The organism is Salinibacter ruber DSM 13855 (assembly GCF_000013045.1).
GTDB lineage: Bacteria > Bacteroidota > Rhodothermia > Rhodothermales > Salinibacteraceae > Salinibacter > Salinibacter ruber.
Genome location: NC_007677.1, coordinates 1,746,855 through 1,759,784 on the forward strand (window position 1 = coordinate 1,746,855; position 12,930 = coordinate 1,759,784).

The 12,930-nt window shown below is 67.1% G+C and carries 12 protein-coding genes; 3 read left to right on the plus strand and 9 right to left on the minus strand.

What is annotated here, in order from left to right; all coding sequences use genetic code 11:
* Positions 1 to 7: 7 nt before the first annotated feature.
* Positions 8 to 2,284 carry a lamin tail domain-containing protein gene (locus tag SRU_RS07400; protein ID WP_237702038.1) on the minus strand — a complete coding sequence of 759 codons (2,277 nt, stop codon included), beginning with the start codon at positions 2,282 to 2,284 and terminating at the stop codon, positions 8 to 10.
* Between the two features lie 189 nt (positions 2,285 to 2,473).
* On the opposite strand from SRU_RS07400, the gene SRU_RS07405 reads away from it, so the two are divergent.
* A protein-coding gene (locus tag SRU_RS07405) for an IS1-like element ISSru3 family transposase (RefSeq protein WP_076611408.1) occupies positions 2,474 to 3,192 on the plus strand; the annotation gives its coding sequence in 2 pieces (ribosomal slippage) (positions 2,474 to 2,722 and positions 2,725 to 3,192; 717 coding nt in all).
* A gap of 10 nt (positions 3,193 to 3,202) precedes the next feature.
* Here SRU_RS07405 and SRU_RS07410 read toward each other — a convergent pair.
* From SRU_RS07410 to SRU_RS07435, 6 genes are all read right to left on the minus strand, one after another.
* The gene (locus SRU_RS07410) at positions 3,203 to 3,346 is read right to left on the minus strand and encodes a hypothetical protein (RefSeq protein WP_162892280.1); all 144 of its coding nucleotides are present in this window, start codon (positions 3,344 to 3,346) and stop codon (positions 3,203 to 3,205) included.
* A gap of 367 nt (positions 3,347 to 3,713) precedes the next feature.
* A complete protein-coding gene (locus SRU_RS07415; protein WP_011404149.1) occupies positions 3,714 to 4,952 on the minus strand; it encodes a M20 family metallopeptidase in 1,239 nt (412 codons plus the stop codon).
* Positions 4,953 to 5,122: 170 nt separating this feature from the next.
* Positions 5,123 to 7,282: a hypothetical protein gene (locus SRU_RS07420; RefSeq protein WP_011404150.1), complete on the minus strand. Its 2,160-nt coding sequence runs from the start codon at positions 7,280 to 7,282 to the stop codon at positions 5,123 to 5,125.
* Between the two features lie 12 nt (positions 7,283 to 7,294).
* Entirely contained in the window at positions 7,295 to 8,830 is a 1,536-nt protein-coding gene (locus SRU_RS07425) for a S8 family serine peptidase (RefSeq protein WP_237702039.1), read from the minus strand.
* Positions 8,831 to 8,951: 121 nt separating this feature from the next.
* On the minus strand, positions 8,952 to 9,905 hold the full coding sequence (locus tag SRU_RS07430; RefSeq protein WP_011404152.1) for a calcium/sodium antiporter: 954 nt from the start codon (positions 9,903 to 9,905) through the stop codon (positions 8,952 to 8,954).
* A 207-nt stretch (positions 9,906 to 10,112) separates the two neighbouring features.
* Entirely contained in the window at positions 10,113 to 10,916 is an 804-nt protein-coding gene (locus SRU_RS07435) for a cytidine deaminase (RefSeq protein ID WP_237702040.1), read from the minus strand.
* A gap of 168 nt (positions 10,917 to 11,084) precedes the next feature.
* On the opposite strand from SRU_RS07435, the gene SRU_RS07440 reads away from it, so the two are divergent.
* Positions 11,085 to 11,429, plus strand: a complete 345-nt coding sequence (locus SRU_RS07440; RefSeq protein WP_162713314.1) for a hypothetical protein — start codon at positions 11,085 to 11,087, stop codon at positions 11,427 to 11,429.
* Positions 11,430 to 11,554: 125 nt separating this feature from the next.
* Here SRU_RS07440 and SRU_RS15485 read toward each other — a convergent pair whose 3' ends face one another.
* Complete coding sequence (locus tag SRU_RS15485) at positions 11,555 to 11,821, minus strand: hypothetical protein (RefSeq protein WP_237702041.1); 267 nt, start codon at positions 11,819 to 11,821, stop codon at positions 11,555 to 11,557.
* A gap of 433 nt (positions 11,822 to 12,254) precedes the next feature.
* On the opposite strand from SRU_RS15485, the gene SRU_RS07450 reads away from it, so the two are divergent.
* Positions 12,255 to 12,635, plus strand: a complete 381-nt coding sequence (locus SRU_RS07450) for a hypothetical protein (protein ID WP_011404155.1) — start codon at positions 12,255 to 12,257, stop codon at positions 12,633 to 12,635.
* Between the two features lie 134 nt (positions 12,636 to 12,769).
* On the opposite strand, the gene SRU_RS07455 is transcribed toward SRU_RS07450, so the two are convergent.
* Positions 12,770 to 12,907 (minus strand): hypothetical protein, encoded by a 138-nt coding sequence (locus tag SRU_RS07455; RefSeq protein ID WP_011404156.1) that lies wholly within the window; start codon positions 12,905 to 12,907, stop codon positions 12,770 to 12,772.
* Positions 12,908 to 12,930 lie beyond the last annotated feature (23 nt).

Consider the following 12,930-nt stretch of genomic DNA (forward strand, 5'->3'; position numbering starts at 1 on the left):
TGGTGGATCAGTTCAGGGGACGGGCCACCACGACCGTTTCCTTGAGTTCGGTGGTGGTGCCGCCGTCGGCCTGCACGGCCTCGAGCAGCACCACGTAGGGACCGATGCGAACCCGATTGCCGTCGTCATCGCGGCCGTTCCAGACCAGCTCGCCGCTCCGGCCGGCGAGGCGGGCCTCTTCGAGGGTGCGCACGCGGCGGCCCCGGGCATCGTAGATGCGCACGCGGATGAGGCTCGGGCGGGCCGACAGGGTGTACTGGATGCGCGTCGCCCCGTCCTGCTCGATCGAGAACGGGCTGGGGCGGATGGCAAGGCCCGGGGCGCTCGGGGCATCGTCGGGCGGGGCCAGCGACGCGTCGTTTGGGGCGCCGGGCGTGCCGCCTGCGGATGCCGTGCTGCTCGTCCAGTTGTCGGCGGCCTCAGCCCCGGCGGTCGTGCTGATCCGTTCGAGCGCGGTGCCCTTCGGGTCGGCGAGGCCGGCGGTGTGCCAGTCTGGGGAGTACGCCACGTCCGCGACGACCGCGGTGTCGCGACGGTGCACCCGAACTCGGTCCCCGTCGTTGCGGAGGCCGAGGGTGGGGGCCTGTACGGGAAGGTAGGCCACGGAGTCGGAGTCCAGGGGCGCATCGGGAAACGCGGCGGCGAGCTGGGACGACTGGGGCGTGAAGGCCCCCTTCGGAGCGGCGGCCACCACGGCAAACCCGCCGGGGGCAAGGCCGCGACGCCGCCCGACCCGGAGTGTGTCCGCCGTGCCCGTTTCGGTGGGGCGGTCGGTCAACGTGAGTCCGGTGAGCGTCAGGGTGTGGTCGGTCAGGTTGCGAAGCTCCACGTACTCCACCTGGTTGGGCCGGTCGTCGAAGTCATCGGCCCGCGGGTCGAACAGGAGTTCGTTCAGAACCAGGGTGCCAGGGGTCGGGCGCCGGGCGAATGGCACAGAGGCCCGATCCAGGCGATTGCCCACGCGGTCCTGCACCTCGGCGACGAGCACGGCCTCGCCGGTCGGGCGATCCGAGAGGGACAGGCGCACGATGCTGTCGGCCCGGACCTGCGTCTGCGTGACCGCCACGTCTTCAAACTGAAAGCGCGCCGGGCGGACGCTCTCGCCGCGGATTGGCTCGTTGAAGACGACCGCGGCAGTCAGAGAGTCCACTTGCTCGGCGAAGGTGGGGCGTGGCGGCGCGGTGTCGGGGGCGAAGCGGCTGTTTTGAGCGCCGGGCGTCGCCCCGTCCGGGGCCGTCGACGACGCAAAGTTTGACGCCTCGTCGGAGGGCCCGCGCGGGTCGATCCGTTCCAGCGACCGACCGTCGCTGCCGCCCCAGGAGGCGGCAAACGGCACCGCATCCAACGGGGTGCCGGACGGCGCGTGGCGCAGGACGACCGTGTCTCCGCCGTTGTTGAGGGCGTCCCAGCCCCTCGGGGCCACAAACTCCACGGACGGATACGTTTCCGCAAATGCCTCCTCATCACGCACCAGTACGGCGTACTGGCCGGGGCGGAAGGGCGTGAGCGGAGGGGCGGCCGGCGCGAAGCTGCGGGCGTCGTCGGCGTATTGGAGCGCGCCCAGGTCGAGGGTTTTGTCCGACCGGTTGTACACCTCGATAAACTCGTTCGAGGCCACGGAGGGGGCGTACATGATTTCGGACACGACCACGTCGGCGGGGGCGGGCGTGTCGGCGACAACGTAGGACAGCGGGGCGCTGTCTTCGTCTCGTACGTTGCCTCGACGGTCGGCCACCCCCGTGGCGACGAGGCGGTATTCTCCGGTGGAGAGCGGGCTTCCCAGTGCACAACGGACCTGTGCCGGGCGGCCGTCGTCGATCTGAGCCGTCACGATGGCGGGGGCGTCGACCGAGTCCAACCGGAACGCCTCGGGAGAGATGCTGGCGGGGGCGACCGGCTCGGAAAAGACAACCGTTATCGAATCGCCGTTCTGCGACGGGACGGCGCGGGCGAGGGAGGGAGGCGTCTCGTCCGGGGCGTAGACGCTGTTTTGCGTGCCGGGGGTGGCCCCGGACGCCGCTTCCGACGATGCAAAGTTCGCGTCGGTATCGGACGGCCCGCCCGGGTCGATCCGTTCCAGGGAGCGGCCGTCCCCCCCGCCCCACGAAGGATCGTACGGCACCGAGTCGAGGGGCGTATCGGAGGGGGCGTGACGGAGGTAGACCGTATCCCCGCCGTTGTTGAGCGCCGGCCAGTCGTCCGGCGTCAAGAACGTTGTGCTCGGGAACGCGGCGGTGAAGGCCTTCGGATCGCGTACTAGGACAACGTGAGTGCCATCACGCACCGTTGTGTCGGTCCTCGCCACCGGTTCGTACGATCGGTTGGCGTCCGCGAACGCAAGCTCGTCGAGCGCGATAGGCCCCCCGGACCGGTTGTAGAGCTCGATGAATTCATTTGTCGGTAGCGGCTCAACAAGTAGTGAGTCTTTCTGTTTGAACTGCGTCGCGTCTGGCCCACCAGCCTGGTCTATCCGATGATCAAAGAGACTTACGAGTGTAGAGAGTGTGGCTCCTCGAACATCGTCAAAAACGGACACAGCGCTAGCGGCTCTCAGCAGTATCACTGCAAGGACTGTGGAGCGCACAAGGTTCTCGATCCAGAGCCGCGAGGCTACTCCGAGGAGGAGAAAGAGAAAATCCTCCGTGCTTACCGCGAGCGCGGGTCAAAGCGGGCAATCAGCCGGATATTCGGCATCAGCCGCAATACATTGACCCGGTGGCTCAAAAAAAGGGACGAGAATCCGATTCAGTAGCCGAAGGGCTCCGGCCTGCTGAGGAAGGCGATGTCCTTGAACTCGATGAATGCTGGACGTATGTCCGAGAGCGGGCGAATAAACGGTGGCTGTGGGTTGCTCTGTGCCGGAGAACCCGGCAGGTCGTGGCATTTGTGATCGGAGACCGTTCGGCCAGAACCTGTGCTCGGCTCTGGAGCCGGATTCCGGAGGAATACCGTCAGGGCAGAAGCTTCAGCGACTTCTGGAAGTCCTATCGCCCAGTGTTTGCGGGCGACCCCAGCCACCGGCAGGTCGGAAAGTCCAGTGGTGAGATGGCCCACGTGGAAAGATTCTTCGGGCGACTGCGCCAGAAGCTGGCCCGGTATGTCCGCCGGACGCGAGCGGCCTCCGAGTCAGAACGGATGCTCCATCTGACGACGAAACTGTTCGTGGAGTGGTACAACGAAGCCATCACTTAACATCTATCCGCTACCCATTTGTCGAGGGCGACGGGGCGTAGAGGACCTCGTTGATGACCACGGCTCCGGGTTCCGGTTGTGCGGTGCCGGGGCGGGGGGAGAGGGCCCCCCCAAGCCCCAAGAGGAGAATGCTGCCCCACAGAAGTGAACGCATGGATCCGTGGAGGTCCGAGCAAGAGACGGAGGGCTTTCCATTGAAACATTTGAATAAAAAATAACAAAAGCGTCGGGCTTGGTCAAGTCCTAGAGAAGGCCTTCGAATGGAAGAGGGGCCCCACCCCTACATTTGACCTCGACGTACTGCTGACGTGGGGTCCATGTGAGGGGCCCGTCCACAGAGTCGGAGGGGACCTATCAGGGAAGCGTGGACCAACGGCCATGGCCGCCGTGTGGTCGAAAATCCGCACGTCCGGTCGTGATGACGAACGAGGGTGCTGTCTTGCGTCCCAGCCGTCAGGACACGGGAATTTGGGGATCGGGCCGGACGAGCCGCCCATGACAGGCGCACGCGTCCTGCGGCGTCAGTGGGTTGCTTCGGGGGTTCCGTTGTCCGTCGACGTGAGGTTGGGACTGGTAGAGGGAGTCTCCGGGCCCGCCCGGTCGAGGTGGTTCAGAAGCACCCGCGCCATCAGGCGTGAGGTCGGGGCGAGGGGCGTCTCGTCGAGGTCGAACCGGTGGTGATGAAGGGGGTAGCTGGTTTCCGGCCCGGACGCCGTGCCGACCCGAACGAAGCCGCCGGAGACGTGCTTCAGGTAGTGGGCAAAGTCTTCTCCGCCCATGCTTGACTCCGAGATCTGGTGGATCGCCTCCTCCCCGAATGTATCCCGGATGGTGGCTTCCACGTTCGCGATGGCGGCCTCGTCGTTGATCACAGGAGGGGATCCGTCCTCGAAGTCCAACTCCACGTGTGCCTTGTGGAGGGACTCCATCCGGTTGGCAATCTCGCGCATGTGGGTGCGGATTGTCTCGCGGTCGTCCGGCGATACGGTCCGCAGGGTGCCGCCGAGGGCGGCCTGCTCGGGGATCACGTTGTGGGCCTCACTGCCGTCGAGCATGGTGACGGTCAGGACGCTCGGGGTGCGGGGGTCGGTGATGCGTCCGGACAGCTGGTAAAACTGGTTCATCAGCTGCGAGGCGATCCACACGGTGTCGGCGCCCTCGTGGGGCCGGGCCGAGTGGCCGGTTCCTTCCTGCCGAATGCGCACCTCGAACCGGTCGGACGAGGCCGTTGCGGGGCCGGTGATGAGGCCGTAGCGGCCCACCTCCAGGGTCGGGTCGACGTGCACCGCGTACACGGCGTCGAGCCCCTCCAGGACGCCCCCCCGAATCATGAGGGGGGCGCCGCTGGGGAGGCCCTCCTCGTTGGGCTGAAAAAAGACGCGGGCCCGCCCCTGCAGTTGGTCACGGTTGTTGTGGAGCACCAGGGCGACCCCGATGGCGATGGCTGTGTGGGCGTCGTGCCCACAGAGGTGGGCGACATTGGGGGTCTGTGAGCGGTAGGGGACCTGCTTCTGGTCCTGCGTGGGCAGGGCGTCGATGTCGGCCCGGTAGCCCACAGCCCCACCGGGGGCGCTTCCTTCGATATCGACGTACAGCCCAGTGCCGGCGATCGGCCCGTAGACGTCGAGTCCGTATCCTTCCAGGGTCTCCCGAATGAAACGGGACGTGTTGTGCTCCTCCATTCCCACCTCCGGATGCCGGTGAAGGTATCGGCGCACGCCCACCAGCACCTGCGCAAGGGACTGGGCTTCGTCGGCCATGTTGGCGACCGGATCGGGGAGGTGAGAGCGATCAACGGGGGAGACGGAGGAGAGCATTCGGGACTGGAAGACTCGTGTGCGACGCCGACGACCTGCCCGTTCTGTAAATACAGAAGAGCTATAGTGAAGCTACGCGTCGGTCCCCCAAGAGATTCGGCGGATGCCGGTTGTCACGTGAGTCCGAGGAATTTTCGAAGCGTCCATTCGCTGGCCAGAAGGGCAAGAATGGCGATCAGGAAGAGCGACGTGCGCCACAGCTCGGCCTCCGAGGACCGCTGGACGACGTCGCTGGAAAAGGAGGCCTGGCCGGCCAGCTCTGCCGGCAACCGGTCAATCGTCTCGGGCGTGTAGGCCGTCCCGCCCGCTCGGCTCGCCAGTTGGCGCATGAGCACGGCGTCGGCTCGGGGCGACTGGTACTCGATTCGGAGGGGGGCGACGGAGAACTCGCCCCGGTCCGTGCCCAAATCGGTCTCGCCGAGCTGGGCCTGCGCCTCGTACTGGTACGTGCCCTCCGGCAGCGTCCCGACATCGAGCGTGTACCGGCCTTGCCCGGTCGGGTCCATGGTGTAGGGGTACTCGGTGCCGGTGGAATCCGTAACCGTCACCTTCACCGTGGCGTCCGACACCGGCTGCCGGCTCTGGTCGTACACCTGACCGGTAAAGGAGACGGCGTCCGTGCCCCCGAAGGTGGAAGCAGTGGGACGGACGCGCACCGGCGAGTCGTCCGCCTCGGTGCCGGCCCACCGAAGCAGGTTGGAAGCAAGGCCGGGCCAGAGCGGATCGGCCGCCCGAAGCTCCGACGGCAGAAGGGCCCACCGCCACACCCCACTCCCGAGAAACGCGGCGGTCCGCAGGCCCGCGCGGCGTCGGAGAACCAGGAGGGGGGCGGCGGACGTCGTGGCGGCGGTCCCGAGCACCTGAGCGTCTGGCGTGGGTGTCCACGCGGACGCGGGCACCTGGAGGGGCGGGAGCCGCTCGAACAACGCCCCTTCGGCGCCCTCAATGCGAAAGACGGGGTGCTGCCGGGCACTCTCCACAATCCGGAAGGAGGCCTCCGCAAACGATGAGGTCGACGCGTCCGGACGGGCGGGCAACGACGCCTCGAAGTGCTCGGTCCAGGCGGCCAGGTCCGTCTGGCGGTCGAGAAAGAAGAGGGCCGGGGTGCCGTCGTTGACGAGCGTGGCGACGCGCTGCACGACGTCGTCGGGCACGGAGGGGCTCGGAAAGCCGGCGAGGACGACCACGTCGAAGGCCGACAAGTCGTCCGGAAGGGGGCCCTCCAGAAACGTCCCGTCGGGGGTCGGGATGCGGGCCGTGACCTCCGTGTCGGCGGTTCGCTCGTAAACGCGACGGAGGGCGCTCACGTCGGGAGCGGGCGCCGCGCCGAGGAGGAGCACCTGCCGCTTGCTTTCGAGAACCCGTAGCGATGTCGACTGCGCGTTGTTGCGGGTCGTCACTTCGCCGGCGAGTTCGGGGACCCGTACGGTCACCTGCTGGAGGCCGGCCTGCTCGGGCTCGAAGGTCAGATCCACCGACACCTCGCCGGTGCCATCCGGGAGACGCACCGGGCGTTGGTCGAGCGTGCGGCCGGACTGTTCGAGGGTGACGGGCACCGGCTGGCCGGGCCCCTCCGTGACGCTGAGGGTGACGCGGACGGGCACCGACGAGTTGAGGTAGGCCCGGTCGTTCGTCGAGACGTCCTGAACGCGGAGGTCGCGCTGTCGGGCGGTGTCGCCAACGGTAACGGTGTGCACCGGAACCGGAGACCGGTCGGCCACGCGCAGAGGGTTTTGCCCCGTGTTGTACTGGCCGTCGGAGACGAGCACGATGCCGCCCAGGTTCTCGTCCCGCAGCTCCTCAGGGGCCGCCTGGAGGCCGCTTGCAAGGTCGGTGCGCGCGCCGTCGAAGCGGAGCGAGTCGATAATCCCCCCGGAGAGGGCCCGCGACGCCTCCCCAACGCGGAAGAAGCGTGCCGTTCCCGGCATCGCCTCGTCTTGGAGCGCATCGAGGACGGGTCGAACGGAGGTTCGAGCCGCGTTGGGGCGGGCGGCGGAGGTGTCCTCGGCCGTCACCACCTGCATGCTCTGGCTGTCGTCCACGAGGACGGCCAGGACCGGGGGACGCTCGGTCGACCGAAACTGTTGCAGGACCGGCTCGAACAGCAGGAAGCAGATGAGGGCGAGGGCGAGAAAGCGAAGACCGCCCAGGAGCAGGCGCCACCCTGCACTGAGCGAAGGGACGGTCGCGCGGTAGGTCCAGTACGTAAGCCCCCCCGCCACGGCCACGCAGAGGAGAAGCAGCCAGGGGGAGTACCCGAACGAGAACGCCATGCCGCGGAGAGGTTACTTGGAGAGTGTGACGCGCCCCGTGGCGTGGTGGCCCCGGTCCGTCGTGACTACGTACCGGTACAGGCCGGGCGGAAGGCCGTTCACGTCGACTGGAAGCCGGTTGGGGCCGGGGTGTCCCGCCCGTTCGACGCGGCGCACCCTGTGCCCGAGCGCGGTGTGGAGGGTGACCCGAAGGCGCGTCGTGTGGGGCGGAGCGGAGACCGGAACGATGAGGGACGGGGCGTCCAGGGCCGTGTACGGCGCCGATACGTGGAGGGCGGGTGACGCCGTCCGGCGCGCCTGCCATTCGGCGTATCGCACGGCCGCCTCGGCGTCCACGATGCCCCAGCCGCGGGTGGTGTCGGGGGCGTGGGCCTGCGAGGCCGTCTGTCGCAGGAGCCGCCGGACGTCGATTGGGCCCAGCGCAGGGTTTACCTGCAGCATCTGGGCGACAATGCCGGTTACCTGCGGGCTGGCAAAGGAGGTGCCACTAACCCGGGCGTACTGGTCGTTCTTCCAGGCGGCGGGCACCTTCTCCCCCTGTACGACCACGTCCGGCTTGCGGCGACCGTCCGCCGTGGGGCCACGGGCACTGAAGGACGCCACCGACGAGTCGGGGGCGACGGCGCCCACCGCAATGGCCGAGTCGGCATCGGCGGGCGTGTTGACGTAGAACCAGCAGTTGTCGGGCGCGTCGCAGCCGCTGTTGCCGGCACTCACCACCACCGTCACGCCGCGCCGGGCGGCCTGGTCGACCGCTCGGGTGGTGAGGGCCGTGTCCCCGTCCAGGTCGTCGGGCCCGTAGCTGCGTTGGCCGTCGTCGAAGCGGGTGTACCCGATCGAGGCGTTGACCACGTCCACCCCGCGGCGGGTGAGCCACTCCAGGCCCGCCACGAAGTTGTCCTCCTCCACGTTGCGCTCGTACTGGGTAAATTCCGTCGTTGCCCCCCAGATGTTGGCCCCGTAGGCCGGCCCCACGAGCGAGCCGGGCTCGTAGCCGGCGGCCACGGACACGACGCCGGCCCCATGAGTGCCCCCTTGCCGTCCGGTCGTCATGTTTCGCAGCCCCCCGAGCCGATCGTTGGCCCGCAGGTGTGAAAACACGGGATGACGAAGGCCGGCGTAGTTTGCGTCCAGGAAGCCCACGTCCACCCCACGTCCGTTCAGGCCCCGGGCCAACGGAGACCGGGCGTTGATACGAGACAAGGGCCCGGCCGCCGCCCCCAACGCGGGGGGGGACGGGTCGGTCGGTTCGGAGAATGGACCGAGGGGACGAAGCGAGGCCACCGGGCGTGTGCCCCGAACGAAGGGCAGCGCCGCCACTGTGGCGCGGGTGTCAGGGGCAAGCCGCGCAGAAACGGCGTGGAGCCAGCGACTCCGGACGAGGGGCCGCACGCCGACGGACCGGAGGCGGTTTAGGAACGCCGGCGCAACCGGTCGGGCCGCGGACGCACCGCTGGTGGGGGCAGTCTCGGAGGGACGATCCGCAAGGAGGATCCAGTATTTGTCCGTCGACGTGCTGTCGGAGGGGCGGGCCGCAGCCAGCTGCACGGTGCAGAACGCGCCCAGGCAGACCGTGAGAGCCAAGAGGGAGAGGGGCCGGGCCGCTCGCGTCAGGGGTCGAGACAGGGAGCCCAGAGGAAGAATGTCTGCGAGGGCGGACGCACGTGACTCACACATACAGAAACACCATGAACCCCAGAAAGGCAATCACCATGAATGCCCCTTCCACCCGAGTAATTTTTTGGTCCCACCACGTCAGGGGCACCAGCAGGGCACAAAAGCCCAGCATCACGGGAAAGTGCAGGCGGATCGTTTCCGGATCGACCGTGATGGGCTCGGCAATGGCCAGCGTCCCCACTACGAACAGTACGTTTAAGAGGTTGCTCCCAATCACGTTGCCCACGGTCATATCGACCTCCTGCTTCAGCGTCCCCACCATGGAGGCCGCCAGCTCGGGCAGGCTGGTGCCAATGGCCACCACCGTCAGGCCGATCACGACGTGGTCGATGTTCAGGACATCCGAGATCGCAAGGGCGTTGTCGACCATCAGATGGGCCCCGAGCGTGAGCCCCCCCATGCCGCCAATCACGTAGACGGCCTTGGCCAGGGTTGAGAGATCAGGATCGGCGGCGTCCAGTTCGCCCTCCATGCTCTCCAGAACAGTGCCTCTCGTGGTCCGGTGGGCGTCGTAGAACACGTAGGCCGCGAGTCCCGAGAGGAGGACCACCATCAAGACGCCGTCTCGGGCCCCAATCACACCGTCGAGGGCACAGAGGTAAAAGAGGACCATCACGCCGAGCATGACGGGGTACTCACGTCGCAGCACCTCCGGCGTGACGGCGAGGGGCAACACCACGGCACACGCCCCAAGGATGAGGGCCACGTTGCTGATGTTGGAGCCGATGATGTTGCCGATGGCGAGCGGGGACTCCCCCGAGATCAACGCAAATACGTTGACCAGATACTCCGGCATCGACGTTCCGAGGGCGACCACCGTCAGGCCCAAGATGACGGGGCGAATTCCGTACTGTAGGGCGATGCTGGAGGCGCCCTGGATGAGGCCTTCGGCGCCCAGGTAGAGCAGCAGCAGGCCGACGAAGAAGAGAAAAACGTATAGGATCATGCAGGGCTACTCGGGTGGATCGCCGACCGGGGCGGGGATTTTGCCGAAGGACCGGTGAGCGGATGGGGGCGCAACCGGTTGGGTGTCGGAGACGATGCGCTGAGGAGCGGCATTCGTCGGCCCGATCAATGGGGAGTGGGAACGTCCCGGTTGCGGTCCTGGCATGGTGGCGGGGGCATTCGGGCTGAGTCGACGCTCTGCGAGGGCTTACGAGGCGTCGAGCAGGGCACGCCCCCGAAACGAGCCCGGTAGCAGGGCCGATGCACTGGAGCGCTCAGGGGCGGCGTCGTGCCGATCCATCCAAAGCGTCGTTTCGGGCGCGAGTTCCGCGAGAAGCTGCCGGCACGCCCCGCACGGGGTGCCCTCGGGGTCCTCATCGCACGTGAGGTAGAGGCGACGCGGCGACGGGAGTGCATACGAGTGCATCGTGCCCAGGACGTTGCGCTCGGCGCAGAGGATCCGGGCCCAGTCCGGGTGCTCGACGTTGACGCCCGGCACGAACGGCCCCTCTTGGGTCTCGAGAATGGCCCCGACGGGATACCCGGAAGACGGCACATGGGCCCGCCGGGACACGCGGCGGACCGCCTGCAGGCCGTCCTCCGTCCCGTCGATGGACACGTCGAGGCCCGGAGGCAGCACGGCCTGCATGGCGGGCAGCGCACCGTTCCCGCCCGCGCCCCGAACCCAGGCGTCGTCGGCGGCCGGCTCAAAGGGACCCTGGGGCAGGTCTTCGACATAAAGGGCCTCCTCCCGTCGGAAGGGGCGTGAGAGGACGAAGGCCACGATCGACGACTCGTGCCCGAGGGCGACGGCCGTGGTGTAGGCGTTGAGCAGGGCCGGAATGGTAAGGGAGTAGGAGGCGCTCTCCAGGCGCACCCCGGGGACCCAGCGGCCGTCGTCCAACAGGAGCACGGCCGCCGTCGGCGCGTCGGAAAACGGCACGTGGGCGCGGGGCAGAAGGTCGCGCGCCCGGCGACGAGGCGGGTCAAGGGCGGAGTCGGACGGGGGCATAAGCCGCGGGGGGGATCCGAAATTGACAAATTGGGCCGGTGGGAATCGGTGAAAACGGGAGGAGGTTCCGGTTTGGACGAGAGACAAACGCGGGGCAACCTTTCGGTCGAACCGGCTGGTGCTTAGATTTGGATCCAAATCATTCTTGCCGCAACCCCACGCCGCCGTATGCCCGATGAGCCGACCGAACTTGCCGTAGGCGAGAGCTTTGTGACCTCCGAGGAGGGAGACGACCTCCGGGTCGAGACGACTCGTAGCGAAGAGCATCTCTTCACGACGACCTACCGAGACGCCGAGACCGGCACCCTCCGTCTGGCCCTGCAGGTGGACATCACGACCGGCTCCGCGGCCATCGACCCCCGGAGCTACGACGCCGACTTTTGGACGCTCGTGGTGGAGGGGCTTCCCCGGCCCGACCTGGATCTGCAATCGGCCCTTGCGTCGGTTGAGGAGCCCGGCATTGAAGTGGACACGGACCGGCGCGAGCTTCATGTTCAGTCCGACGATGCCTGATCGTGGTGCGGGCCTGCTCCCGCCTCACCCACCGGCAGCGCGTCCCCCTGCGACCCCTTCAGCGCACCGCGGGCGAAGGCCCATCGCGGCGGGGACACGAGCGTCCAGTCAGGGGCCCTTGAGACTCACTCCTCCGCAATCACGTACGCGCCCCCTCCAAGCATCGCGACGAGAAGAATCTGGAGAAGAAGGCGGGACGACGCGAGGCGACCTTCGTAGCGGTACCGCGGCGTGCTCCACCGGGGCTCCGCGGCAAAGTAGCGATACTTGGTGACGCGCACCTCTGTCGCCTCGGCCTCGTCATTCAACGCCGTGCGGGTGGCCGTGTAGGGCGGAAAGAGGCACATCACGACGATTAGTCCCACCGTAACCAGTTGGATCGTCTGACGCATGCAGGGGGTGGGCTGTGGCAAAGGAGGACGAATCGCCTGGAATGAACTGCGATATCGACGGGAGGGTGTCGTGGCCGTTACCAGGACCCGGTCGCGCATTTCCCCGTCCGGATTCAGAAATGGCGGGGAGACGTTACCGGTATACAAGTTTAAAAAGCACTCTACATTTTCGGATTTTCCGGTGTAGGTTAAGGCTTTCGACTCTATTACGTTTTGCTACCATGATCCCGGAGCAATTCTGCTGACGTGTCGTGTCTCGGGTACTCGCATATGACACTGCGTCTGAGCTTCCGTCAGTCCAATTCCTTTTAATCCGGGTTGACTGGGATTCTCCTGCATGATGCGTGCTGCCGTGTCCTGCCGTGGATGGACCTCGCATCGGCACGGCGCGACGGTGTGCTGATTCCAGCGGCCTGCCAAATACCTCGTCGCCGTGAGCCGATTTCCCCGAAGCCTCTTCCTTGCCGTCCTGTCCCTCCTTATCGCAGCGCCCGCCGTCGAGGCGCAGACGCTGAAGCACGACTTTCAGCGCGATGGGGAGGAGTATACGGTCTACCTCCGCATTGAGGATCAGTGGATCGAGACGTGGCGTGTGGGGGAGCAGGGGGACTGCATGATGTACCCGTCCTCGGTCCAGTATGAGAACGACAAAATTCGTTTTCGGCAGGGAACCGAGTGGAGGGTGAACCGGATCGACGAGGAGACAATGGACATCACGTTTCCGGAGGGTCGGACCATCACCTACCAGGAGACCCAGCGCGACCCTGCCGTCCTCTGCAACGCCACCGACGGGGGCTCCGGCGACGAAACCTGATGCGATGCCCCGTGACGCCGCGCATCCACAGCGGGCACGCCGAGGGATGGACCGCGCCGGGATCGGCCCTCCGGGTCGCGGTTGCGCCGAACGTCCTTACCGGGTCCCCACACGAGCACGAGCCCCCCGTCGTCTCAACCCTCTTCGGAGTCGTCCGGGGTCTCGGGGGGCTGAAGCAGCGTCCACAGGACGTACATGGCCCCGAAGCCGAGGCCGAAGACGAGCACAATTCCGAGTGTGATGGCGACGAGACTGACAAAGGCCAGCGTCATGGCATTGGTTGTGTCAGGGAGAA